Source organism: Archangium violaceum (assembly GCF_016859125.1).
Classification (GTDB): domain Bacteria; phylum Myxococcota; class Myxococcia; order Myxococcales; family Myxococcaceae; genus Archangium; species Archangium violaceum_A.
Window position 1 is genome coordinate 10,382,954 of the sequence record NZ_CP069338.1, and the last position, 24,327, is coordinate 10,407,280.

Below are 24,327 nucleotides of genomic sequence, written 5' to 3' on the forward strand. Positions count from 1 at the left end.
GTCCGGGCGCGCGGAGGCCCCGCCCGCGGACGGGGCGGGCGAGGGGGACCGGGCGGGCTGCGACGCGGAGGAGGGACTGGGGGGACTCAAAGCACCCGTATCAAAACCCGTCCCGGGCTCCGCGTCGACTCCCTGGCCAACTAGTTGAGGATCAGCTGGCAGACACAGGGCGAAGTGCCATCACACGCCCCTGCCGTCGAGGTGGCGCAGGCCAGGCCGGTGCAGCACTCGCCATTGCTCGAGCACGCCTGTCCGCTGGTCGAGCAGGTAGCCCCGGGCTGGCAGGTGCCGGTGACGGACCCCTGGGGGATGTCGCAGAGCAGGCCCTGGCAGCAGTCCGAGCCGGAGGTGCACACCTCGTTCTGTGGCTGACACGCCTGGGGCGCCTGACAGGTCCCTCCCGAGCAGATGCCCGAGCAGCACTGTGACCCGGCCGAGCACGTGGCGCCATTGGCCTGGCACGTACCACCCCCCGTCCCCGCGTCGGCAGGGGAGGTTCCACCGTCGGTGGAAGGCGTTCCACCGTCAGAGGAAGGTTGTGTGTACGGTACCAGACAGGCCTTGGTCAATTCGGAGTTGGGCAGACACTGGGTGCCCGCGCAGCACGTCACGCTCGCGTCGTCGCAGGGCGTGCCCACGGGAGCACACGTGGGCTTCTGGCACGACAGGCGGCCGGTGCCATCCCCCGCCGGCAGGCAGAGGGCGCCGTCGCAACACTGATCGGAGAACTGGCAGGTGTCGTTCTGCGCGATGCAGCAGCCCGCTTCGCCCGTGTAGCCGCTCGGGCAGGCCCCCAGGCCGCCATCGACCGCCGAGCCACCGAAGCACCTGGGCACACCGGTGGAGTCCGCATGGCACACGGCCTTCTTGCCGTCGCAGCAGTTCTGCGACGCGCTGACGTCCGTGACCCCTCCATCCGGCAGCTTGCCGGCGCCGCAAACGTTGCCCACGCCGTTGCAGGACTGCCCGTTGTCGCAGCGACCGTTGGTGCACTTGACGGTGCCGTTGGGGTTGATCGGCCCGCCGTCGGGGTACGTCCCACCGCCGCAGCAGTCACTGTCCTGCGTGCAGAAGTTTCCAGTCAGCTTGCAACCGCCCACCGGCTGGCAGACCGTGGCGCCATAGCCGAGGTCCACACACGTCCGCGAGCAGCACGTGGAGCCCTCGCTGCACGGGTTGCCGTCCTGGATGCACCCGCCCCCGCCACCGCCCGTGACGAACAGGCACCGGCCCACGCCGCCGTCGCCATTGGCCGAGCACGCGTTTCCACAGCACTCCGCGCTGGTGGTGCAGATGTCGTCGTAACCCTGACACGAGTAGGCGCGGGCGCAGAGGCCCGCCTGGCAGTTGGTGGAGCAGCAGTCCCCATCCGCTGCGCAGGCCTGGCCCACCACCTTGCACATCGAGGTGGTGTCACTCGGAATCTGGGCACACGTACCGTTGGTGCACGTCTTGGTGCAGCACTCCTCGGCGCTGGAGCATGCGCCGCCGATGTCGAGGCACTGGCTGGCGCCGCACGTGCCGTTGGAGCACACGTTGGTGCAGCACTGGACGCCCGAGGTGCAGGCTTCTCCAGCGCTCCGGCACAGCGGGTTGGGCTCCGGACAGCGGCCATCCTCACCGCACACGCCCGTACAGCACTGGGCACCGAGGTCCCGGCTGCAGCTCGCCCCCGCCGCCACGCACTGGGAGCCCGGGCCACCATCCAGGACCGTCCCGTCCCCGCCATCCGGCTGTCCATCCCCCGCGTCCCGGCCGTCCACCACGCCGGCGTCATCGTTGGTACCGGGCGGGGTGTTGCCACAGTCGCAGCCCATGAAACTCATGAGCAGTGCGAGCGCGCCCGCGACCAACCATCGGTTGCCCCTCATATGTGTCTCCCCTCGACAGTCGACGCGCGGACAGGGTCCACGCGTTCAGGGAGACCCCCTTCACGGGGCAACGGTCACTCAGTCGTCGAGAAGCTCCACGTTCCAATACGAGGCGTCCGCCAGGTTCAGGAACGGCAACCACTCACGGTACGTGACGCGGCGGGAGGCACCTCGGAACAAGGGCGTCCAGCGGGGCCGCACGGGCGTCCGCAGCAGCTTCATCCCCGCCTGCTCCGGCGTACGCCCCCCCTTCTTGAGATTGCAGGGCACACACGAGCACACCACGTTCTCCCAGCTCGTCTTGCCGTTCTGGGAGCGAGGCACCACGTGGTCCAGATTCAGCTCCGAGCGAGGCAGTTGCCGGGCGCAGTACTGACAGGTGTCGTGGTCGCGCGCGTAGATGTTGAGGCGGGAGAAGCGCACGCGGCCACGCGGCAGATACTCGTAGGCGGAGAGCACCACCACCCGGGGTACGCGGATGCGCCGGTTGATGGTGTTGATGCTGTCGTGCGGGGCGGCGGCGCTCAACGCGGCCCAGTCCTCGAATTCATAGAGGCGGTAGTGCGCGTCGATGGCTTTCGCCACTCCCAGATAGAGGAGCGAGAGGGCGCGCTTCACCGAGGTGACGTGCACCGGCTGATAATTACGGTTCAGGACGAGAACGGCGCTGTTCAACATGGCTGTCTTCCCTGTATGGCCGTACCAACGGCATCAGCGACCGGCCCAAGGTCCTCCTCCGCCAGGCATCGGACGTCGAGGACCACCTCGCCGTCCGAGATCCGCCCGATCACCGGAACGTCCGCCCCTCGAAGACATTCCAGGAAGGCGGCTGGCTCTTCAACAGTGAGGATGCACGCGAAGGAAGGCAACCGGGCCAAGGGCATCGCTCCCCCGCCTACCTGTCCCGAAGTCGGAGACACACGAGCCTGGAGGCCCTTCTCCGCCAGGAGAGCCTGAAGCCGCTCGGCACGAGCGCGGAGGACGTCCACGGGCCAGGTGAGCAACCGGTAGGTGGGCACCGCCTCCGGACGCCCATCCCGGTACAGCTCCAGCGTGGCCTCCAACGCCGCCACCGTCATCTTGTCGATGCGCAACGCCCGGGTGAGCGGATGCTTCTTGATGCGGGCGATCAGCGCGGCGCGGCCCACGATGATGCCGGCCTGCGGCCCACCGAGCAGCTTGTCACCGGAGAAGGCCACCACGTCGGCGCCCGCGGCCACCGTGGCGGGAACGGTGGGCTCGTCGGTGAGCCCCTCGCCCGTGAGCGGCACCAGCGCCCCCGAGCCCAGGTCCACGACCACGGGCACCCCGCGCGCGCGGCCGAGCGCGGCCAGCTCCTTCACCTCCACCTCTTCCGTGAAGCCCACCAGCGCGAAGTTGGAGCGGTGCACCTTCATCAGCACGCCCGTGTCCGGCGTGAGGGCCGACTCGTAGTCCGAGCGCCGGGTGCGGTTGGTGGTGCCCACCTCCACCAGACGCGCCCCGGACTGATTCATCACGTCCGGCACCCGGAAGCCGCCGCCGATCTCCACCAACTCCCCGCGCGAGACGACAGCCTCGCGACCCGCCGCGAGCGTGGCGAGCACCAGCAGCGCCGCACCCGCGCAGTTGTTCACCACCAGGGCGTCCTCGGCGCCGGTGAGCTGGGTGAGCAGCTCGACGACGGGGGCATAGCGGCTGCCACGCTCACCCTCGTCCAGGTCGTACTCGAGGTTGGAGTAGCCGCGCGACACGGCGGCCACGCGGGCCACGGCCTCGGGCGCCAGGGGGGCTCGGCCGAGGTTGGTGTGCAGCACCACGCCGGTGGCATTGAGCACGGGCCGCAGATTGGGCGTGGCCAGGGTGCGCAGCGCCTCGTCCACGTCCGAGTCCTCGAAAGGACGGGCCTCGCCGCGCAGCAACCGCCCGCGCACACGCTCCACCGCGAGCCGCAACGCCGCCACGACCCGGGCTCGCGGGAGGCCTGACAACCGTGCCTCCAGGGAGGGACGGCGCAGGAGCTGCTCGATGGAGGGGAGCGCGCGCAGCAGCGCGTTCTTCCCCCCGTCTTCTGCCGAGGGTGCACCCACGAACAGAAGTTTAAGGGAGCGGGGGCGCTCGCGCCAGCCAGCCCCCCTACCCTTCACCCCGTGTTCACATCACTTCTTCCTGGACGCCTGCACGACGGGCGCCTTGGCGGGCCGGCCGTAGAGCAGCTGGTAGGTGTTGTAGGAGCGCAGCACACGCTTGATGTAGCCGCGCGTCTCCGCGATGGGCACCTCTTCCACCCACGCGTCCAGCGGCATGCCCGGGCGATCCGCGCGCCACCGGTCGATGGCCAGCGGACCGGCGTTGTAGCTGCCCACCGCGAACGGGGTGTGTCCGGAGAAGCGCTTCACGAGCGAGCCCAGGTAGTGGGCACCCAGCTTGATGTTGAGGTCCGGATCCAGCAGCGCCTGGGTCGTCACCTTCTTGAGCTTGAGCTGACGCGCCACCGCCTGCGCCGTGGAGGGCATGAGCTGGGTGAGGCCCAGCGCGCCCGCCCACGAGAGCGCCTTGGGATCCAACGCGCTCTCCTCGCGCATCAGCGCCTGGAGCAGATCCGGCTCCACGCCGGCCGTGCGGGTGTGCTTCTCGATCAGCTCGCGGAAGGCATTGGGGTACGCCACCTCCCACACCGGCCGCGTCTCCGGGGTGATGCGGCCACTCAGGTCGCGGCGCAGCGCCACGCGCGCCACCGCATGGGCCCCGCGCTCGTCACCGGCATGCGCCAGCAGGTGGACGAGCAGCCGGATGTTCTCGGCGGGCAGGTTCGTGCGGTTGACGGCGAGCAGCTCCGAGGAGACGGCCTCGGGGAAGCCCAGGCGCAGCAGCTCCACGGCGGCGGTGAAGTGCGGATCCTTCTCCATCGCCCCCGCGTGCAGGGGCCAGGGACCGCGGCGCTCCTGCTGGGTGAAGTCGATCCGCGGCGCCACGCGCTCCATGCGCGCCGGCTCCAGCTCGCCCAGCACCGTGCGCGCCATCAGCCCGTAGTAGGTGGCCGGGTGCTCCACCGCGAGCTTCTCGAAGATGTCCGCGGCGGCCTTCGTGTCACCCCTGTCCTGCAGGGTGCGAGCCCGCCAGTACGCCGCGCGCTCCACGTCGTACGTCTCGTCCGCGTCGGCGAAGCGCTTCTCGATCTCCTCGAGCATGGGCAGGCCACCGTCCGCGGTCTTCAGCGTGCGGGAGATCCAGAAGTCCTTGAAGAGCGCCTCGCCCAGGAAGTCGCCCTGGGGATAGAGCTTCGCGAGCTCCTTGAGCCGCTGCGAGGCCAGCTCCAGGCGGCCCGTCTTCACGTAGAGATCCGCGGCGAAGAAGAGCGCGTCGTCGGCGAAGGAGTGATCCGGGTACTCGCGGGCGAGCCGCTCGTACGTATCGGGGCCCTTCACCTGATCCACGATGGAGCGCGACGAGCCGAGCACGTAGAGGGCGCGCGGCAGCAGATCCCGCTCCTGACACTTGTCCACCACGGGGGTGAGCGCGGCGATGGCGCGGGTGTGCTGGCGCTCCTTGCGCAGGCCCTTGCCGTAGACGAAGTGCGCGCGGCAGGCGAGCGCGTCGGGCAGCTTGAGCTTGGGCAGCAGCGGCTCGAGCACGTCGAGGCCCTGGCGGTTGCGGTTGAGCTCGATGAGCTGCTCGCCGCGCAGCACCTTCATCTCCATCGGCGCCTGCTGGCCCTTGAGGCGCTTCTCGGCCTGCTGAGCCAGGGGCGTGAGGGGATGGCTGGCCCACAGGCGCCAGAGGAACTCGCGCTCGCGGGTCTTGTCCTTCTTCTCCGCGGCGATGTCGGCGCTGGCCATGAGGGCCTCGGCGCCCACGTTACGGCCCCACGAGGGCGAGGTGCGGCTGGACAGGGGCGCGAGCGCGGCGAGCGCGGCCTCGGGATCCTTCGCCTTGCGCAGGACGCGGCCGAGCGCCAGGCGGGCATCGGCGTACAGCCGGGAGCTGTCGGGCACCTGGGCGAGCAGCTCGGCCGCCTCGGCGAAACGCCCGAGCGACTCGAGGGCCACGCCGGCATGGGTGAGGCATCGATCGCGCAGCGCGGGGTAGTCCGCGGCCAGGGCGGTCATCTCCTCGGCGGCGCGCTTGTCATCCCCGGCACGCACGGCGCTCAGGGCGCGCAGGTAGCGCACGGGGAGCGAGCTCCCCTCCTTCTCCAGCAACTCCCGGGCGCGGACGTAGAAGCCCTTGTCGAAGGCCTCCTTGGCCTCCTTGCGCTTGCCCTCGCCGAAGTACGGCGCCAGGTCGTCCAGGCCGTAGGCGCGGCCCTTGAAGATCCTCGGCTGCGCGGGCGCGGGCGGAGGTCCATCCGGGAACGCCGGGTTGAGTACCTCCACGAAGCCGGGAGGCACGACGGCCTTCTCCGAGTCGGGAGGCGGCGAGAGTTGGGCCTCGGACGGGGCACTGCCCGTGAGGGCCTGGGGAGCCGCGGAGGGCTCCTCGGAGAGAGGCGCCTGGGTGAAGGCCAGCGACGTGGCGGCGGCGGCAGCGGCGAGCAGGGGGACGAAGGCTTTCATACGGGATGGGCCCTCAGGTGATGCGCCTGGGCAGCCCGGGAGACAACTGGATGCAGGGAAAAAATTTCCGCGAACGAACGGAGGTTAGACTGGCCACCACGCATGGACATCCGGACACAGAGCGCTCTTCTCGCATCCATCATCGGGCTGGCGCTTGGCGTTTCCATGTTGTTGCGGGCGGGACGCCCTCGAGTGCTCACGCTCTACTCCGTCTTCGCGTTGACGGTGGGCGGGTACTACCTGTCCAGTTTCTTGCACAGCCTGTTCGAGCGCGCGGAGTACCCGTGGGTGACGCGGGTGACCGTGGGTGCCACCATTCTACTGGCTTCGCTGGTTCCTGGCGCGGCAGTGGCTTTCTTCCTCGAATTCCTCGGGGTGAGCAAGGGCACGCATCTGCTCGGCCGGCGGCTCGCTTTCCTCTCCTCCATCTTCGGCCTGGCCGTGGCCGTCTCTCCCCTCGCCGAGAACCGGTGGGCCCGGGTGGCCATGGGCGCCTGGGTGCTCGGTGCCCTGCTCGCCTCCATCTCGTTGCTGCTCCGACGGGTCAGCACCTCCGAGTCACGTATCGAACGATTGCGGCTGACGTACCTGGCCATCGGAGCGGGGGCGGCCATCCTCTTCAGCGCGCTGGACCTGCTGGAGCGCTACGGGCTGCCCTTCCCCACCCTGGGCCCGGTCTTCACCACGCTCTACCTGTTCTTCCTGGCCCAGACGCTGCTGCGGCTGCGGCTGATGGACCTGCACGAGCTGCTGGGGAAGATCGCCTCGCAGACGGTGCTGGCCAGCATCCTGGCCGCGGTCTTCACCGTGCTGACGGTGTGGGTGGACGAGAACAACACCTCGCTCTTCCTCTTCAACACGGTGGTGGCGGCCTTCGTGGTGCTCATCCTCCTGGAGCCGCTGCGGGTGAAGGTGGAGGAGCAGGTGGTGGCCATCTTCTTCCGCGAGCGCTTCGAACTGCTGCGGGTACTGAGCAACGTGCGCGCGCGGATGGCGGGCGTCATCGAGATCTCCGAGCTGGCGCGCATGGTGCTGGATGCGCTGCACGAATCGGGACGCATCACCCATGCCTCGCTGTACCTGCTCGCGGAGGATCGGCCGGGCTACCGGCTGCTGGACGCGCGGGGACCGGCGCCGGTGACCTTCCTGGACACGGGCGCGGCGCGTGGCGTGCTGTTCGCGGTGGCCTCGGGACAGAAGGCGGTGCTGCTGGAGAACGTGGAGCGGCGCATCGCGGTGCTGCGGCAGCAGGCCGTGGAGGGCAAGCGCTTCCGCGACGAGCTCAAGCGGCTCAACGACACGCGCGCGGCGCTCCTGCAGATGAAGGGCGGCATCACCGTGCCGCTGCTGGGAAATGACCGCGTCATCGGCTTCCTCAACCTGTGGGACGAGCGCGTGCCGGAGGCCTACGCCTCGGATGAGATCGCCCTCATCCTGGAAGTGGCCGAGCGGCTGGCGACGGCCCTGGAGAACTCGAAGCTGTACGAGAAGATCCGCGAGCGCGACCGCCTGGCGGCCCTGGGCGAGATGGCCGCGGGTCTGGCCCATGAAATCCGCAACCCGCTGGGCGCCATCAAGGGCGCGGCGCAGTGCCTCGATCCCAAGCGGCTGCCGGGCGAGGAAGGCGAGTTCGTGGAGGTCATCGTCGAGGAGGTGAACCGGCTCAACGGCGTGGTGTCGGCGTTCCTCGACTACTCGCGCCCGCTGAAGCAGAACTTCGGCCCCACGGACCTGAACGAGGTGGTGACTCGGACGGTGAAGCTCATCCACAACGAGATTCCGCGGGGCATCGAGCTCAAGGTCGAGCAGGAGGAGTCCCTGCCGCGGGTGGAGGCGGACGCGGAGCAGCTCAAGCAGGTGTTGATCAACCTGGTGCAGAACGCGATGCAGGCCATGGGCGACGCCGGGGGGAGCATCACGGTGAAGACGGTGCGGCCGGATCGCTTCAACGACTTCCGATCCCCGGCGGGGGACTCGGTCGTGGAGCTGCACGTGTCGGACACGGGCCCCGGGATTCCGCAGGATCAACAGCAGCACATCTTCGTGCCCTTCTACACGACGAAGCAGAAGGGCACGGGACTGGGGCTGGCCATCAGCCAGCGCATCGTGAAGAACCACGGCGGGACGATGTTGGTGCAGAGCAAGCCGGGCGAAGGCGCCACGTTCATCATCCGCATGCCCGTGCCCCCATCCGAGCCGGCCCAGCACCCGGAGCGGCTCATCGTGGACGGGACGCCCTTCCCCGCCACGAGGTCCGCCGAGTCCCTGTCGCTGGAAAACAGCAACCCGGAGCTCACGCCGCCGCCGAGGTCCGAGCGCAAGTCGAAGCGAGAGAAGAAGCGCCGCGCGAGCTGAGGAAGAAGCCGCCAGGACCGGCGAGCGCCGTCATCGGTTACTCGTCCGAGCGCGAGCTCCGCGCATCCGCCCTCTTGCGGCGTTTGCGCTCTTGGGCGGCAACACCATCGGTGTCGAGGCCAGCGAATGTCCGGGCTCGCGCCAACATGAGCTCGACCTGCTCCCGCGCGGCGGGATGCGGTGGCCGAATTCGAGCCCGCCGCTCGAAGTCAGCGATGAGCGTAGCAGCCCTGCGCAGCCCCACTCGAGAACCGCTGGCGGCCTGCGCCGCCCAGCAACAAACCAACAAGCGACAGTCCATCGAGGAGTAGCCAAGCTTCTCCATTCGCCGCAGGTACGGCGAGAACCGCCTCCAGGGACCGGTACGGTTCTCCATGAGCAGGCTCTTGGTGATCCGCCTGCGCACTTCTCGTTTCCCGGCCGCGGTACGCATCTCCTTTAGAAACCGCCGCTCGAGTCGTTTGAACGCCTGGACCTTCTCGGCGAGGGAAGCCTCTCGAAGCGAGAGGTAGAGACGATCCCACTCTCGAGCCAGGAGAGACAGCCGCTCGCCCTCTTCCCTTGTCAGATGCCCGGGCATGGCAGCCTGACCCCGTTCCATGTGTAGAGCGCCTGTGGCCAGAAACCATTGGACGTGCAGTACTCCAAGCAAGATGCGCAGCGGCTCTCGCCCTCGATACGACCCGGTAGACTTCCACCGCCTGCGTCCACGCACCTGTCGTAGTAATCCACGCAGCTGTCCTTGGAGCCTTTGTCAAGCACCTTGCCCGTACCGGGTGGCATCACAGGTCCAGGAGCCGGGGGATTGGGGGGCCTGGGCGCCGTCCCCAGCTGCTCGCAGGCGGCTGCCGAACCATTCTTGCATGCACAATCCATCGTGCTCGCACAGCCCGGTCCGGGTCCCGGTCCCACGGATTGACGCAGCACCTGCTGGCCACCAGCACAGCCCACGAGCCCCGTGCACATCAAAGCCTGCCACACGCTCGATCGCATGACTTCATGCAAGCACGGCTCCTCTCCCTCGGGCCACGCGACCCCTGGGTCTCGACCGTGATTTCGCGCATTGTGTCTCTTCCTGAGCGGTAGCGCCGAAGCCAGCCCTCTCCCAACTTCGAGCCCACAACGCCGTACCGCTGACGCCTACAGGAAGAACCGCGCAGCCATGAGCGCGGGAAAGCCCACGTAATAGAGCACCGCGTTGGCCACTTCCACGAACCGCCGTACGCCTCGCGCTCGCGGCGGTGAGAGCCACGCCCCGATGAAGGCAATCAACTCGGACGGGACGCGCCACAGGGCCGCGAGCAGCACGAGCACCGCCGTGAAGACGGTCCAATAGGTGCCAAGGCTCTGCAGGTAGGGCCCGAGTCCGTACATCTGGTACTGGCCGAACGCCCCACCGTAGGTGATGTATTGGTTCGCCCGGAACATGACACCCGCGGGGAGCAGCGGGAACAGGACGAACTTGAACGCCAGGTGGTACCAGCGCCGGCGGACGATCACCGCCCGGGCGTGCGCGAACGCGGCGAGCGAAGGATGCGCCGTGGCGGAGAGCTCAGGGTTGTGGCGGCCCAGCGCCTCCAGCAGTGGCAGGGGGTCCGACACCTGCGGGGAGTACTGGAAGGTGCGCCCCGATTTCATCCGCAACGACAGGCCCGCCCCCGGCAGGGGCACCCGCCAGATCTGGAGGGACGCCACCGAGCTCAGGGGAATCTCGAATCGATCCCCGCGGCGATCCAGTACGAACCGCTCCGGCTCGACGGAGAAGGTGGCGGCGGAGAACCAACGGAGGAGTTGGAGGAAGCCGAACAGGACGAGCGCGAGCAGGGCGAGCCAGCCCGACAGGGCGGGCGGTGTGGGGTTCAACGCCCCGGTGAAGGTGTCGAAGACGATGAGCTGTGAGAGGTAGAGGAGATCGGCGACGATCAGCACCTGAAGCACGGCACCGAGGATTCGCGGCACCGGTGCGTAGGCGTGGACCTGGAAGCTCGGGGCAACGGCTCGACCCTCGACGGAGGGCGCGGCGGACGCATCGGCAGCGTGCATGGCATTCACTTGGAGCAGGAGTCATCCACCGGGCTCTCGACGGATTGCCCGGGCGGCAGGGGGCCCGTAGCATACGAGGCCCAGAGAACAGGGGCGAGAATGGGTTCGCAGCCTCCCAATGACGAGCGGCGGCGCGTCGACAGTGACGGCGTGACGCACATCCAGCGCAAGCGCGCGGGCAGTGGTACGTGGATCATCGGGCTGGCACTCGGCTTCACGGTCGTGTGTCTGCTCTTGAGTGCCTGGCTCGTGTCATCACCAGGGCCCGTGCCGGACACACCAGAGGCCGCGCCCGAGAGGCGCGCGGAAAACCCCACCTCCTCCATCTCCTACCGGCCCGCCCCGAAGGTGGCCCCACGGCCCATGGCGCAGAGCGTGGCCCTCTCGGGAGCACCGTCCCCATCCGAGCCCGCCCCCGCGCAGGAGCCCATGACGCAGGACGCCACGCCCTCGGGACCGGCGGAGGGCATCAACCTGTACCGCCCGGGCACCAAGCCCATCAAACAGGGCATCATCGTGCCCGAGGACTTCGAGCTGCCTCCCGGCTACGTGCGCCACTACCAGGCCACGGACAACGGTGAGCGCGTGAAGCCGATCCTCATGTTCCATCCGGACTACAAGCCGACCGACTCGAACGGCAACCCCGTCGAGCTGCCCTCCAACCGAGTCGTCCCGCCCGAGATGGCGCCCCCGGGCATGCCCATCGACATCCTGGACGTCCCGGCGGGACCCGAGGGAGTGGAGCCCATTCCGTGAGCGCGGGTGCGGCACGCGCGCGACGCCTGGCGGGCCTGTTGCTCGGCGTCGCGGGCACCACGGCCCTCGCGTGGCTGTTCTCGAGCCTGGAGGCTCGCTGGGTGGCGGTCGTCTGGGTGTCGCTCGTGCCCTGGTTGTGGGTGCTGGACCGGGCCGGATCCTGGCGCGAGGCCGTGCTGGCCGGTGTGGCCCTGAGCCTCGCCTTCACCTCGGCGGTCTTCGGATGGTTCCCCGGGGCGATACAGAGCTACTCCCAGGCGCCCCTGGCGGTGTGCTGGCTCGCCCTGTGGGTGCTGGCCCCCTTCATGGAGCTCCAGTTCATCGCCTTCGCGCTGGTGCGCGACCACCTGCGGCGCACCTCGGGAGCAGGCCCGTGGGCCTTCTGGCGCGTCACGCTCACGAGCGCGCTCGTGTACGTGGGCACCGAGTGGCTGTGTCCCAAGCTCTTCGCGGAGACCCTCGGACAAGGCCTCTACGCGTCCGAGCTCCTGCGCCAGGGCGCGGACATCGCCGGAGCGCACGGGCTCACGTTCGTGATCATCATCGCCAACGAGTGCGTACTCGCCGCGGGGAAGGCCCTCGTGGCTCACGGGCCCGGGGAGGGCTGGAAGCGCGCGCTGGCGCCCCTGGCGGTGCTGGCGGCGATCGTGCTGGGCGGGCTCGGGTATGGACAGCTCCGCTACCGGCAGGTAGCCGACGCCAGGGCCTCGCGGCCAGACCTCGTGGTGGGCGTCGTGCAGGCGAACATCACGAAGTACGAGAAGCTCGCGGCGGAGATGGGCATGTACGACGTCGTCCGGATGATCCTGGACACGCACTACCGGCTCTCGGACGAGCTGCTCCAGGACCGGAAGGTGGATCTGCTCGTCTGGCCCGAGACGGTGTACCCGACGACCTTCGGCACACCGAAGAGCGAGGCGGGCGCCGAGTTCGACGCGGAGATCTCCGAATTCGTCTCGCGACGCCAGGTGCCGCTCCTCTTCGGCACGTACGACCTGGAGCAGGAGCGCGAGTACAACGCCGCCATGTTCGTGGGTCCGGGACGGGACGGAACGCTGACCCGCTCGGCGTACCGCAAGACGATGCTCTTCCCGCTGACCGAGTGGGTCCCCGAGGCAATCGACTCGCCATGGCTGCGCGAGCGGATGCCCTGGACGGGTTACTGGAAGCGGGGCCCCGGACCCCAGGCCCTGGCGCTCCCGCTGCGCGAGGGCCGGACGCTCACCATCGCGCCGCTCATCTGCTACGAGTCCATCTTCCCCGGCTACGTCGCCGAGGAGGCCCGCCGGGGCGCCGAGCTCATCGTCACGCTGTCCAACGACTCGTGGTTCTCGGGGACGCCCGCGCCGAAGCTGCACCTGATGCACGCGGCGTTTCGCAGCATCGAGACGCGGCTGCCACAGGTGCGCGTCACCAACTCGGGCATCTCCGCCCTCATCAGCCCCACGGGCGAGGTGCTCACCGAGGTGCCGGACGACCACCGAGGAAGCGTGGCCATGACCGTTCCCCAGACCCCGCACCTGCCCACGCTGATGGTGGCCTGGGGTGACTGGCCAGGCCCCACCGCCCTGGTGCTGAGCGTGGTGCTCCTCCTCGGCCCCTCGCTGCTGGCCCGGCGGAAGGTACGCCCGGCCCCGTCATCGCACCCGCTTCCGGGAGCCTGAGGCGCTCAGCGGCTCGCGGCGTGGGCCTCGACCTGCCGCCACACGCGGAAGACGTTGCCCGAGGCGATCTTCTCGATATCCGCCTCGCTGTAGCCGCGTTCGAGGAGCACGCGGAAGAGGTTGGGATATTTGGACACGTCCTCGAGCCCGATGGGAAGCGTGGGGCCCACGCCATCGAAGTCGGAGCCGAGGCCCACGTGCTCGATCCCGACCAGCTTCACCACGTGGTCGATGTGATCGGCCACGTCCTCCACCTTCGCGAGCGGGGCCGGGTGCTCGCGCAGATAGGACTCGACGAACGCCTTCAGCTCGGGGCTGTCCTGCTTCAGGCCACGCGTCGTGGCGAAGGTGGTGATGTCCTTGTGGAACTGCTCCTGGTACGCGTTGGCGGCCTGGGTGAGGAAGGCGGAGCCGAAGTTGATCATCACCACCCCACCCTTCGCGGCCACGGCGCGGATGAGCTCATCGCTGATGTTGCGCTCGAAGCCGGGCGTGAAGTGGCGGCACGAGGAGTGCGAGGCGATGACGGGCACCTGGCTCGTCTCCACCGCCTGACGGATGGCGTCATCCGAGAGATGCGAGACATCCACCATGATGCCCACCCGGTTCATCTCGGCGACCACCTGCTTGCCGAAGGGACTGAGGCCATTCCAGGTGCGCTTGCCCGTGTTGAAGGAGGCATCACTGAGCAGGTTGTCCTTGGAGTGCGTGAGGGTGATGTAGCGCACGCCACGCCGCTGGAAGTGCGCGACGTTCTCCAGCTTGTCCTCGATGGCGGCACCGTTCTCGATGCCCAACGCGAAGGAGACCCTGCCCTCCTGGGAGTTGCGTCGGGCCTCCTCGACCGAGTACGCCATGGCGAACTTCTCGGGGGACTTCCGGGCGATCTTCTCCACCATGTCGATCAGCGAGTCCGCGAGCGCCCTGGCGCCGCCCTTCTCCTGGTACTCGGCGGGGATGTAGATGGACATGAAGGGCACGTCGAGCCCGCCCTCCACGGCGCGCGGGAAGTCGAAGTCACCCTCGGTGGTGCGCTGCGAGATATCCTCGGTGGGCTCCCCATCGGGACCAGCCTTCGCCTTGAGCCGGTAGGGCACGTCGATGTGGCCATCGACGATGATGACGCGCCTGGCGAGCTCGTGTGCGCGCTCGGCGAGGTCCGTGGACGAAGGGGTTGCCGGGGTGCCCTGCTGGGTGCTCGTGCCGTGGGTGCACGCCGAACCCGCGAGCAGGACGAGGCTGAGAAGCGCGGTGGTGGGTCTCATGGCCGATCGCTTATCGCACCCGCGCGGACGCGTCATCGATTAGCGGCGCTCCTCCGAAATGGACAAGCCCAGGGCCCTCATGAAGTCTCCGCCCCATGCGAACATCCATCCTCTTGCTTCTCGGCCTCCTGGCCCTGGCGCCCCGAGCCGAATCAGCGACCGTGCTCGAGCGCGGCTTCACCGACACGGTCTTCGTCCCCTCCGGCCTGAGCCAACTCACGGGCATGGCCTGGGCCACGGATGGCTCCAACCGGCTCTACGTGACGCGCAAGTCGGGAGAGATCCATCTGGTGAAGGACGGCGTGCTCCAACCCACGCTCTTCGCGAAGGTGAGCCCCATCCAGACGCATGACTGGTGCGAGTGCGGCCTGGTCGGCATCGCCATCGATCCGGCCTTCGCCAGCAACCGGTACCTCTACGTCTTCGTCACCGTCTCCGAGAGCGAGCAGCAGATCATCCGGTACACCGACGTCGACGGGATTGGCACCGACAAGACCGTCATTCTCGGAGGGTTGCCCACCCGGGGCGCCAACCATGACGGCGGAGGTCTCGCGTTCGGCCCCGATGGAAGGCTCTATTTCGGCGTCGGCGATACGGGGACCAGTCTGGGAGCCAACGATGACCTGGCGACCCTCGGCTCCAAGATCGGACGGGTCAACCGCGACGGCACTGCCCCCGAGGACAATCCGTTCTTCGACGGCCCAGGACCCAACAACGACTACATCTGGGCGCGAGGCTTCCGGAATCCCTTCGGCCTCACCTTCGAGCCCGGCACCGGAAGGCTGTGGGTCAACGTCGCTGGAGACGCCTACGAGCAGGTCTTCGTCCCGCGGGCCGGAGATCATGCGGGCTGGAATACCTACGAGAACTACCAGCCCGAGGGATTCCTCACGCCCGTCATCAACTACCGCACCCATGGCAATGACGTCCGCCAGCTCACCCCACAGGGCGCGGAACGCCGGGACAACGTCGTGACCTTCACGACCTCACAGCCCCACGGCTTCCACCCGGGAGAGCGGATTTCCGTGTTCGACGTAGGCGACGTGGCGTTCCACGGAGACTTCTACATCGCCTCCGTCACCAGCTCCACGTCGTTCACCGTCGCCCAGAAGGGTCCGGATGTCAGGAGTAGCGGTGGCACGGTCTCCTCCCACTACCTGGGAGGCTCCATCACGGGCGGAGCCTTCTACACGGGCACCACCTTCCCGCCCCCGTACCGCGGCAACTTCTTCTTCGGAGACTTCGTGTCCGGGCAGATCATCCGCGCGACGCTCGGAGCGGACGGTACCGTGACCCGCGTGGATCCCTTCGCCACCGATGTCCCGGAGGCAGTGGCCGTCGCGACGGGGCCCGATGGGGCGCTCTACTACGCTGAGTTCTCCAGCGGCATCATCCACCGGGTGACCTGGTCGGCCCCGGCCCCGCGCGTCGGCGTCTCCAGGACGCGCCTCTCCGTCGACGAGGGGCAGACCACGTCCTTCTCCGTCCACCTGGAGGATGCGCCCACCGCCCCCATCACCCTCACCACCACCTTCCTGGGCGCCGAAAGCATGGGCCTGTCCGTGGTCGATGGCGGGTCGCTGACGTTCACGCCGGACAACTTCGCTACGCCCCAGACCGTCACCCTGTTCGCGAGCTCGGACGAGGATGCGCGCCACGTAACCGTCACGGTTCTCGTCGGAGGTCCTGGCATGGAGCCTCGGTCCGTGGATGTCCAGCTCCTCGATGATGACGGAGTCGACCTGGTCCTCTCGAGCACGGCCATGAGCCTGGAGGAAACCGCACGCGCCACGCTGTACGTGTCTCTCGCCAGCGCGCCCCCGGGAGACGTGGTGCTCAAGGCCACCCGTTGGGAGGGAGAGCGCTTCTCCATCGCCTCGGGCGAAACCCTGACGTTCACGCCGGCCAACCATGCCACGCCGCAAGCCGTGGTCATCCAGGGTCTCTACGCTCCGGATGCGAAGGACACCACCGGGACCCTCCAGCTCCAGGGAGCGGGAGCACTCACCCGGACGGTCGCGCTCACCATCCAGAACACCGACACGGCCCCTCCCCTCATCCTGTCCGAGCCCGTGACGGCCGCCGTCGTCGGAGCACCCTATCGCTATGAGGTGAAGACCCTCGGCAATCCTCCGCCGACCTACTCCTTGAGCGAGGAGCTCTCCGGAATGAGCATCGATCCGAGGACCGGGGTCATCTCCTGGATTCCGAGCACCCCGGGCACCTACGAGATTCCCGTGGTCGCCACCAACGACCATGGCACCGCCACCCAGAGCTTCATGCTCACAGTGACCGAGGCTCCAGACCCCGCCGATGCCGGCACCGCGGATGGCGGCACCCCACCGGATGCGGGCTCGGCGCCGGATGCAGGGAGCCCCCTGGACGCGGGCACCGAACCGGATGCGGGCTCGGACCCGGGAAAACCGAGCGGAGGGTGCGGATGCACCTCGGGGCTTCCGGCCGGCAATCTCCTGCTGTGGGCGATGCTTCTGGGAGCACACCTCGCCACGAGACGGCGCCGGTAGGAAGAGGATCTGGTTCGCCTGGCTGCCAGGTGACCAGGAGACGGGGCCTCCCTCTCGGACCCAAGCCGTGAGGAGAAGTGGCATGAATCAATCGGGGTCATGACCGTCCATGCGTGAAAACCCTGGCGACGAGGCACACCTTTGCCTGCGTGTCAGTGGATGGTTCGGCAGCAGACACGGAGACGCGTCATGAGTCCTCGATGGTTGGTCTGTTTGGTTCTGGGCCTGGCGACCCCGGTCGTTCATGCACAGACGGCCCCGGTCGCCGCGCCAGGTTCCGAGTTCGCCGGAGACATGGAAGAGGATGTGGAACTGGCGCCCACGGCCCCCTCCCCTCCTCCGCCACTCCCCGAGGAGACGCCGACAGCGCGTCCCTTCGCCGATGCCGTGTGGACCTCGGGCCATTGGTACTGGGATGACGGTCAGTGGCGCTTCAAGCCGGGGGCGTGGATCGCGAAGATGCCGGGCTACCAGTTCGTCAACGGCTACTGGCAGCAGGACGGATATGTCTGGCGCTGGATCTCAGGGGGATGGGCGAGTCCCGGCTCGATGGAGGTGGAAATCCCCATCGATCTGACGAGCGAAGAGGTCACGACGACCCAGGCTCCTCCCCAACTCCAGGTGGAAACCCCTCCGCCCGCTCCCGCTCCGAACCTCACGTGGGCGCCCGGTTATTGGTTCTGGTCCGGCACGCAGTGGGCCTGGGTGGGTGGGAGTTGGGTCGCGCCGCCCCGGCCAGGTCTGGTCTTCGTTGCCCCGAGATGGGTGCGGCGTGGGCCCTTGTGGGTCTTCGTCGATGGCGGATGGGCCGTGCGTGGCTCGGTCCGGGTCGTCGTTCCGGAGTACCGGCACGCGGGCATCACCGTGAGGTGGGGGCATCCCCACTACTTCTTCCACACGTGGCGGCGCTACCCGATGGTGCGTCACCACTACTACAGGGGCTGGTCAGCTCCCGTCCGCCATCGCGGCCCCCGCTACCATGACGCAAGCCCCTCCCGAGAGCTCCGCTGGGGCGGCCGGCATCACAGGTAGTGGCACGGAAGTGAATACCCTCACCCCAGCCCTCTCCCAGAGGGAGAGGGGGCGGACTCAGAGCGACGCGGAGGCCTCGGCGAGTTTCTCCTGTGCCGCCTCCCATTGGGCGTAGAGCTGCTCCAGTTGCTCCTTGCCCTCTCGGTGCGTGTCCATCAGCGGCTTGGCCTTCGCGAAGTCGTTGTAGAGCACCGGATCCGCCAGCTGCGCCTCGCGCTCCTTCTGCGCAGCCTCCAGCTTGGAGATCGCCTCCTCCAGCTTCGCGATCTCCTTCTTGATGGGGCCCTCCACGGCGCTGCGCCTCTGCCGCGCCTCGGCCTCCATCCGCTTGCGCTCCTTCTCCGTCATCCCCGCCGTCGGCGTCTTCTCCGACAGCTTCTCGCCCAACCCCGCGGCCTCCGCCGCCAGTCGCTGCTGCTCCTGGTGGTACAGGTAGTCGTCCAGGTTGCCCGGGTGCGTCTCCACCTTGCCGCCCACCACGTCCCAGACGTGTGTCGCCAGCCCGTTCACGAAGCTCCGGTTGTGCGACACGAACACCAGCGTGCCGCCGTAGCCCTGCAGGGCCTCGATGAGCATCTCCGTCGAGTCCAGGTCCAGGTGGTTCGTCGGCTCGTCCATCAGCAGCAGGTTCGAGGGCACCAGCAGCAGCTTCGCCAGCGCCACGCGCGCCCGCTCTCCACCGCTGAGCACGCCCACGGGCTTGTCCACGTCGTCCCCCGAGAACATGAACGATCCGAGCACCCCGCGGATGAAGCTCTCCGGCTTGTCCGCCGCGAGCGGGCGCACCTCCTCGATGATGGTGTTCTGCTTGTTCAGCTTGTCCGCGTGGTGCTGCGCGTAATACCCCATCACCACGTTGTGCCCGAGCTTCACCGTGCCCCCATCCGGCACCAGCTCGCTCGCGATGATCTTCAGCAGCGTCGTCTTGCCCGCGCCGTTGGCGCCCACCACGGCGATGCGCTGGCCTCGCTCCACCCGCGCGTCCAGCCCCGAGTACACCACCGCGTCCCCGTAGCGCTTCTGGATGCCCTCCAGCGTCACCACGTCGCGCCCCGAGCGCTCCACCTCCGGGAAACGGAAGTGCATGGTGGCGCGCTCCTCGATCACCTGCACGTCCTCCATCTTCTCCAGCATCTTCGCGCGGCTCTGCGCCTGCCGGGCCTTGGTGGCCTTCGCACCGAAGCGATCGATGAAGGCCTGCAGCTCCGCCTTGCGCGCCTCGACGCGCTCGGCCTGGGCCTTGAGCTGCTCCATCTCCTCGGCGCGCTGCCGCTTGTACGTGTCGTAGTTGCCCACGTACGAGCGCAGCCCCTCCATCTCCAGCGAGAGGATGCGGCCCACCTGCCGGTTGAGGAAGTCACGGTCGTGGGAGATGAGCACCAGCGACTTGTTCGAGCGCTTGAGGAAGCCGTCGAACCACGCCAGCGTCGGCACGTCCAGGTGGTTGGTGGGCTCGTCCATCAGCAGCAGGTCCGGATCCTGGAGCAGCAGGCCCGCCAACGCCGCGCGCATGCGCCAGCCGCCGCTCAGTGCCCCGGTGGGCTTGGCCAGGTCCGCCTCCCGGAAGCCCAGGCCCTTGAGGATGCGCTCGGCGTGGTGGCGTCCGTAGTGATCCTCGAAGTGATCCAGCTCCGTGTGCAGGTCCGCGAGCGTCTGCGCCAGCTCGAGCTGCTCCTCCTCGGAGGACGCGTTGCCGAGCGCCTCCTCGGTCTCCCGCAGGCGCGTCTCCAGTGAGTCCCGGCCGGGCACGGTGCTCATCACCGCGTCCACCACCGAGCCCTCGGGCAGGCCCGCCAGTTCCTGGGGCAGGTAACCGATACGTGACTTGCGGCGGTAGGTGAGCGTCCCCGAGTCCGGGTGCTGTACCCCGGCCAGGATCTTCATCAACGAGCTCTTCCCCGTACCGTTGGCTCCCACCAGACCGATGCGATCCTTCGGTCCGATGGTGAAGCTTTCGTTGTCGAAGAGAACCTTCTTCCCGTAGGAGAGGCAGATGTCCTGGGCGATGACGAGGCTCATATCGGGACCGGGGATGTAACAGTCCGGCGGCCTTCCGGGAACGACGGAGATGCCCGCCCGCTTCCTCCCCGGCCCCCGAGCCCGGGCCAACCCCCTGTCAGGACCCCTGCCTCCCACCTCCTGGGTTTGTATACTCGGGCCCCGATGGCTCCCCCCTGCCCGCACTGCGGTAGCGCCGAAGGCCCCGATCATCCCTGCAGCGCCCCCCAGATGGCGCTCATCGGCCAGGTGCTCGACGGCCGCTACAAGATCGAAGACGTGCTCGGCCAGGGCGGCATGGGCATGGTCTTCCGCGCGACCCAGACGTCCGTGCAGCGGCCGGTGGCGGTCAAGACGCTCAACCCCTCGCTGGCGGCAGCACCCCAGTTCTTCGAGCGCTTCCGGCGCGAGGCGGAGATCGCCAGCCGCCTGCGCCACCCCAACGTCATCACCATCTACGACTTCGGTCGCGCCCAGGACGGCACCTGCTACTACGTCATGGAGCTCCTGGAGGGCGAGAGCCTCCGCGAGCAGGTCAAGCGCGACGGGCCCATGTCCCTGCGCCGCGCGGTGGACATCATCGAGCAGGCCTGCCGCGGCCTCGCCCACGCCCACGAGCAGGGCGCCGTCCACCGCGACATCAAGCCGCACAACATCATGGTGCAGCAGCTCGACGGGCGGGACTTCGTCAAGGTGCTGGACTTCGGGCTGGTGAAGGCGCTCGAGCAGGACGATGAGCAGCAACTCACCTCCACCGGTCAGGTGCTCGGCACGCCGCAGTACATGCCGCCCGAGCAGGCCGGCGGAGAGGGCGTCGACCACCGCTCCGACCTCTACTCGATGGGCGGCGTCTTCTATTACTGCCTCACCGGCACCTCGCCGTACGGGGCCAACACGGTGCGCAAGGCGCTCACCGCCGCGCTGACGCAGCCCGTGCCCACGGTGGCCTCCAAGCGCCAGGGCGCGCCCGTGCCCCAGACCCTGGAGGAGTTCTTCGAGAAGGCACTCGCCCGCGAGCAGGAGGACCGCTTCCAGAACGCCCAGGAGTTCATCGACGCCATGCTGGACGCGGTGGCGGACCTGTCGTCCGAGGAGCTCGATGCGCTCCCCACCAACTCGGCGCCCGAGGCGGGGGGCGGCAGCAAGCCGAGCCAACGCAGCGTGTCGAAGCCGGGCCGCTCGTCTCCGAGTGCCGGTAACTCCCGGACTTCGGCTCTTCCGGCGGCCCGGTCGGGCTCCCGGAGTGCCCAGCCATCCAACCCGAGCCCCGCGCGGGGAGGTGGCGCGGCCGTGCGCCAGGCGACTCCGCGTCCCTCGGCCCCCGCGGTCCCCCCGCGCGCCGAGGAGCTCCTGGAAGCGACGCAGAGCCAATTCCAGGGCAAGAAGATCGCGCTCGTGGCTATCCCGCTGGCACTCTTCGCCGCGGGAGGCGCGTTCGTCGTGCTGCGCCCTTCTGCTCCGGCCAGGGCCCCTTCTCCCAACGTGGAGGCGAGCAGCTCGGCCCCCGTGCAGAAGCCCGCCGCCCCCGTCGCGGACAGCATGATCCTGGTGCGGCTCCGCTCGACGCCTTCCGGAGCCACCGTGTTCGATGGTGACGTGCAGCTCGGCACGACTCCCCAGGATCGCCCGTTGCGCCGCAACGAGCTGCACGAGCTCACCTTCCGCCTGGCCAATCACGAAGACGTGAAGCGCAAGCTGGACTTCAGTGGCGTGCCGTCGGATGCGCCGCAGGAAGTGAGCGTGACGCTGGAGCCCGTGAAGTCGGCACCCGTCGAGCCCTCCTCCAGGACCTCGCGCCCCGCCAGGCCGGGCAAGGAAAGGGAGAAGGACGACTCCGTCCCCATCTTCGAGTAGCTCCAGGGTTCACTCGGAGGCGACTCGCGAAGTTCACCCCCTCGAGTGTCGCGGCTGAATCGGGTTCAGGTTAAAGATGCGCCTGATGTCGGCGCGACCTCGCTCCGGCCCCTGACTCGAGGATCACACCATGGCTGAAGTCACCCTGGATCTGCGCGGTAGGCCCAAGGCCGAGGCCTACGCCGAGCTCAAGAAGCACGTCGATGCCGTCCTGGAGGGCATCAACGACGACGTGGCCGGCATGGCCACGATGAGCTGCCTGCTCCACCACGCCTTCGGGCACCTGTGGACCGGCTTCTACCGCGTCGTGGAGCCCGGCAAGCTGCTGCGAGTTGGTCCCTATCAGGGGACCCTCGGGTGCCTGGAGATCCGCTTCGGCAAGGGCGTCTGCGGCACCTCCGCCGCCAAGGGGGAGACCGTCGTCGTCGAGGACGTGCACGCGTTCCCGGGCCACATCACCTGTGACGGCCGCTCGGTCTCGGAGATCGTCGTCCCGGTGTTCGGTCCCAACCGGGAGCTGATCGCCGTGCTCGACATCGACTCCGAGCACAAGGCGACCTTCGACGACGTGGACCGCCGCGCCCTGGAAGAGCTGGTGGGGTGGTTCTCCCGGCGCAAGTAGCCGGGAGAGCGAGTTACCGCTTGGACATCCTCGCCAGGATGTCCTGCTCCAGCCGGTGCACCACCTCGGACAGCGGCAAGGAGCTCGAATCGATCCGCATCGCGTCCTCCGCCGGCTTCAGCGGAGCCACGGCTCGCGATGCATCGTCCTCGTCCCGCTTGATCTGATCCGCCAGGACCTCTTCCAGCGAGCGCTCCACGCCCTTCTGGAAGAGCTCCTCGTACCGGCGCCGGGCCCGGATGTCCGGGTTGGCCTCCAGGAAGAACTTCGCGTCCGCGTCCGGGAACACCACCGTCCCGATGTCGCGGCCCTCCAGGATGGCGCCCTTGGGCGTCTCCAGCGCCAGCCGCCGCTGCAGCGACAGCAGGCCCGCGCGCACCACCGGCCGGCTCGACACCTGCGAGGCCGCCATCGAGTTCTCCGGTGTCCGGATCTCCCCCGACACGTCCTCGCCATCCAGGAACACGTGGTTGTCCTCACCCACCACCTGGAAGGACACGTGTACCCGGGCCAGCAGCTCGCCCAGCTTCACGTCGTCGTCGAACGCGATGCCCTCCCGCCGCGCCTTCAGCGCCACGCAGCGGTAGATGGCTCCGGTGTCCACCAGCGCGAAGCCCAGCCGCCGTGCCAGCACCTTCGACACGGTGGACTTGCCCGCACCCGCCGGGCCGTCGATGGCCACGATGAAGGGACGCTGACTCATGAAGCGAGAACCTCCCTCAACGCCGTCACGCAGCGCGCGTTCTCCTCGCGCGTGCCCACCGAGATGCGCAGCGACGTGGGGTAACCGTTGCCCGCCACCGGCCGCACGATGACGCCCTTGCGCAGCAGCTTCTCGTACAACTCCACCGCCGGCTGCCCGAGGTCCGCCAGCACGAAGTTCGCGTGGCTCTTCGTCAGACGCGCCCCCAGCTTCGGCAGCTCCGCCTCGAAGAAGCGCAGCCCCTCACCGTTGAGCTCGCGCGTGCGCCGCACGTGCTCCACGTCACCCAGCGCCGCCAGCCCGCCCATCTGCGCGGGGATCGTCAGGTTGAACGGCATCCGCGTGCGCTGCAGGTACGCCACCAGCCGCGCGTCCATCACCCCGTACCCCAGCCGGATGCCCGCCAGGCCGTAGATCTTGCTGAATGTGCGCAGCGCCACCACGTTGGGGTGCGCGCGGAAGTACTCCACCGCGCTGAAGTACTCCGGCCAGTCCACGAACTCGAAGTAGGCCTCGTCGTGGACCACCAGCACGTGCTCCGGAACCTTCGCCAGGAAGGCCTCCCACTCCTGGCGGCCGAACGCCGTCCCCGTCGGGTTGTCCGGGTTGGCGATGAAGATCATCCGCGTGCGCGGGTTGATCGCCTTCGCCATCGCCTCCAGATCGTACCGGTGCCCCTCGCGCATGGGCACCTCGGCGAAGGGCCGGCCATGGGCCTGCACGGAGATCCGGTACGCCGGGAACGAGCCCTTGCACAGCAGCACTTCGTCCTCGGGCGTGGTGAAGGTGCGGATGAGCAGCTCGATGAGCTCGTTCGAGCCGCTGCCCAGCACCACCTCCTCGGGCTTCACCCCGAGGTGCTCGGCCAGCCGGCCCACGAGCGTGAAGCTGCTCGCGTCCGGGTACAGATGAACCTTCTGCGCCGCCTCGCGCATGGCCTCGATGGCCTTGGGCGAGGGCCCCAGCGGGTTCTCGTTGGAAGCCAGCTTGATGACCCCCGTGAGACCGTACTCCCGCTCCGTCTCCTCGATGGGTTTGCCCGGAACGTAGGGCTTGAGCGTCTCGATGTAGGGCGGAACGAGCGGTCTCATGCGGATCTGGCTT

At 68.5% G+C, this 24,327-nt stretch carries 16 protein-coding genes; 7 read left to right on the forward strand and 9 right to left on the reverse strand.

Features of this window, described 5'->3' with window-relative positions; genetic code table 11:
* Positions 1-140 precede the first annotated feature (140 nt).
* From JQX13_RS43815 to JQX13_RS43830, 4 genes are all read right to left on the reverse strand, one after another.
* Complete coding sequence (locus tag JQX13_RS43815; RefSeq protein ID WP_203405349.1) at positions 141-1,871, reverse strand: hypothetical protein; 1,731 nt, start codon at positions 1,869-1,871, stop codon at positions 141-143.
* A 78-nt stretch (positions 1,872-1,949) separates the two neighbouring features.
* A complete protein-coding gene (locus JQX13_RS43820) occupies positions 1,950-2,549 on the reverse strand; it encodes an HNH endonuclease (RefSeq protein ID WP_203405350.1) in 600 nt (199 codons plus the stop codon).
* Positions 2,543-3,940 (reverse strand): L-seryl-tRNA(Sec) selenium transferase, encoded by a 1,398-nt coding sequence (gene selA / locus JQX13_RS43825; protein WP_203405351.1) that lies wholly within the window; start codon positions 3,938-3,940, stop codon positions 2,543-2,545. The genes JQX13_RS43820 and selA overlap by 7 nt, the downstream gene beginning before the upstream one ends.
* Positions 3,941-4,009: 69 nt before the next feature.
* Positions 4,010-6,406 (reverse strand): transglycosylase SLT domain-containing protein, encoded by a 2,397-nt coding sequence (locus tag JQX13_RS43830; protein ID WP_203405352.1) that lies wholly within the window; start codon positions 6,404-6,406, stop codon positions 4,010-4,012.
* A 102-nt stretch (positions 6,407-6,508) separates the two neighbouring features.
* Here JQX13_RS43830 and JQX13_RS43835 point away from each other — a divergent pair, with 102 nt between their 5' ends.
* Positions 6,509-8,761: a sensor histidine kinase gene (locus tag JQX13_RS43835; protein ID WP_203405353.1), complete on the forward strand. Its 2,253-nt coding sequence runs from the start codon at positions 6,509-6,511 to the stop codon at positions 8,759-8,761.
* A gap of 1,140 nt (positions 8,762-9,901) precedes the next feature.
* On the opposite strand, the gene JQX13_RS43840 is transcribed toward JQX13_RS43835, so the two are convergent.
* Positions 9,902-10,804 (reverse strand): hypothetical protein, encoded by a 903-nt coding sequence (locus tag JQX13_RS43840; protein WP_203405354.1) that lies wholly within the window; start codon positions 10,802-10,804, stop codon positions 9,902-9,904.
* Positions 10,805-10,903: 99 nt separating this feature from the next.
* Here JQX13_RS43840 and JQX13_RS43845 point away from each other — a divergent pair, with 99 nt between their 5' ends.
* The gene (locus JQX13_RS43845; protein WP_203405355.1) at positions 10,904-11,560 is read left to right on the forward strand and encodes a hypothetical protein; all 657 of its coding nucleotides are present in this window, start codon (positions 10,904-10,906) and stop codon (positions 11,558-11,560) included.
* A complete protein-coding gene (gene lnt / locus JQX13_RS43850) occupies positions 11,557-13,224 on the forward strand; it encodes an apolipoprotein N-acyltransferase (RefSeq protein ID WP_203405356.1) in 1,668 nt (555 codons plus the stop codon). The genes JQX13_RS43845 and lnt overlap by 4 nt, the downstream gene beginning before the upstream one ends.
* Positions 13,225-13,229: 5 nt before the next feature.
* Here lnt and JQX13_RS43855 read toward each other — a convergent pair whose 3' ends face one another.
* The gene (locus JQX13_RS43855) at positions 13,230-14,489 is read right to left on the reverse strand and encodes a dipeptidase (RefSeq protein ID WP_203405357.1); all 1,260 of its coding nucleotides are present in this window, start codon (positions 14,487-14,489) and stop codon (positions 13,230-13,232) included.
* 95 nt (positions 14,490-14,584) lie between these two features.
* Here JQX13_RS43855 and JQX13_RS43860 point away from each other — a divergent pair, with 95 nt between their 5' ends.
* Together JQX13_RS43860 and JQX13_RS43865 are read left to right on the forward strand one after the other, a co-directional pair.
* Positions 14,585-17,014: a PQQ-dependent sugar dehydrogenase gene (locus JQX13_RS43860; RefSeq protein WP_203405358.1), complete on the forward strand. Its 2,430-nt coding sequence runs from the start codon at positions 14,585-14,587 to the stop codon at positions 17,012-17,014.
* 294 nt (positions 17,015-17,308) lie between these two features.
* Positions 17,309-18,046, forward strand: coding sequence for a hypothetical protein (locus JQX13_RS43865; protein ID WP_239014214.1), 738 nt, complete (start codon positions 17,309-17,311; stop codon positions 18,044-18,046).
* Between the two features lie 57 nt (positions 18,047-18,103).
* Here JQX13_RS43865 and abc-f read toward each other — a convergent pair whose 3' ends face one another.
* The gene (gene abc-f / locus JQX13_RS43870; RefSeq protein ID WP_203405360.1) at positions 18,104-20,065 is read right to left on the reverse strand and encodes a ribosomal protection-like ABC-F family protein; all 1,962 of its coding nucleotides are present in this window, start codon (positions 20,063-20,065) and stop codon (positions 18,104-18,106) included.
* Positions 20,066-20,275: 210 nt separating this feature from the next.
* On the opposite strand from abc-f, the gene JQX13_RS43875 reads away from it, so the two are divergent.
* Both JQX13_RS43875 and JQX13_RS43880 read left to right on the forward strand, forming a co-directional pair.
* Complete coding sequence (locus tag JQX13_RS43875) at positions 20,276-21,898, forward strand: serine/threonine protein kinase (RefSeq protein WP_239014215.1); 1,623 nt, start codon at positions 20,276-20,278, stop codon at positions 21,896-21,898.
* 130 nt (positions 21,899-22,028) lie between these two features.
* Positions 22,029-22,520, forward strand: coding sequence for a GAF domain-containing protein (locus JQX13_RS43880; RefSeq protein ID WP_203405362.1), 492 nt, complete (start codon positions 22,029-22,031; stop codon positions 22,518-22,520).
* Between the two features lie 13 nt (positions 22,521-22,533).
* Here JQX13_RS43880 and cmk read toward each other — a convergent pair whose 3' ends face one another.
* The gene (gene cmk, locus JQX13_RS43885; RefSeq protein ID WP_203405363.1) at positions 22,534-23,223 is read right to left on the reverse strand and encodes a (d)CMP kinase; all 690 of its coding nucleotides are present in this window, start codon (positions 23,221-23,223) and stop codon (positions 22,534-22,536) included.
* On the reverse strand, positions 23,220-24,314 hold the full coding sequence (gene hisC, locus JQX13_RS43890) for a histidinol-phosphate transaminase (protein ID WP_203405364.1): 1,095 nt from the start codon (positions 24,312-24,314) through the stop codon (positions 23,220-23,222). The genes cmk and hisC overlap by 4 nt, the downstream gene beginning before the upstream one ends.
* Between the last annotated feature and the right edge of the window lie 13 nt (positions 24,315-24,327).

What these genes read in the sequence shown, in the direction of transcription:
- JQX13_RS43840 (WP_203405354.1), bottom strand. Translation starts at nt 10,804, where the DNA reads ATGCACGCTGCCGATGCGTCCGCCGCGCCCTCCGTCGAGGGTCGAGCC.
- hisC (WP_203405364.1), bottom strand. Translation starts at nt 24,314, where the DNA reads ATGAGACCGCTCGTTCCGCCCTACATCGAGACGCTCAAGCCCTACGTT.
- JQX13_RS43855 (WP_203405357.1), bottom strand. Translation starts at nt 14,489, where the DNA reads ATGAGACCCACCACCGCGCTTCTCAGCCTCGTCCTGCTCGCGGGTTCG.
- JQX13_RS43875 (WP_239014215.1), top strand. Translation starts at nt 20,276, where the DNA reads ATGGCGCTCATCGGCCAGGTGCTCGACGGCCGCTACAAGATCGAAGAC.
- cmk (WP_203405363.1), bottom strand. Translation starts at nt 23,223, where the DNA reads ATGAGTCAGCGTCCCTTCATCGTGGCCATCGACGGCCCGGCGGGTGCG.
- JQX13_RS43865 (WP_239014214.1), top strand. Translation starts at nt 17,309, where the DNA reads ATGGAAGAGGATGTGGAACTGGCGCCCACGGCCCCCTCCCCTCCTCCG.
- JQX13_RS43860 (WP_203405358.1), top strand. Translation starts at nt 14,585, where the DNA reads ATGCGAACATCCATCCTCTTGCTTCTCGGCCTCCTGGCCCTGGCGCCC.
- abc-f (WP_203405360.1), bottom strand. Translation starts at nt 20,065, where the DNA reads ATGAGCCTCGTCATCGCCCAGGACATCTGCCTCTCCTACGGGAAGAAG.
- JQX13_RS43845 (WP_203405355.1), top strand. Translation starts at nt 10,904, where the DNA reads ATGGGTTCGCAGCCTCCCAATGACGAGCGGCGGCGCGTCGACAGTGAC.
- JQX13_RS43835 (WP_203405353.1), top strand. Translation starts at nt 6,509, where the DNA reads ATGGACATCCGGACACAGAGCGCTCTTCTCGCATCCATCATCGGGCTG.
- JQX13_RS43880 (WP_203405362.1), top strand. Translation starts at nt 22,029, where the DNA reads ATGGCTGAAGTCACCCTGGATCTGCGCGGTAGGCCCAAGGCCGAGGCC.
- JQX13_RS43820 (WP_203405350.1), bottom strand. Translation starts at nt 2,549, where the DNA reads ATGTTGAACAGCGCCGTTCTCGTCCTGAACCGTAATTATCAGCCGGTG.
- JQX13_RS43815 (WP_203405349.1), bottom strand. Translation starts at nt 1,871, where the DNA reads ATGAGGGGCAACCGATGGTTGGTCGCGGGCGCGCTCGCACTGCTCATG.
- JQX13_RS43830 (WP_203405352.1), bottom strand. Translation starts at nt 6,406, where the DNA reads ATGAAAGCCTTCGTCCCCCTGCTCGCCGCTGCCGCCGCCGCCACGTCG.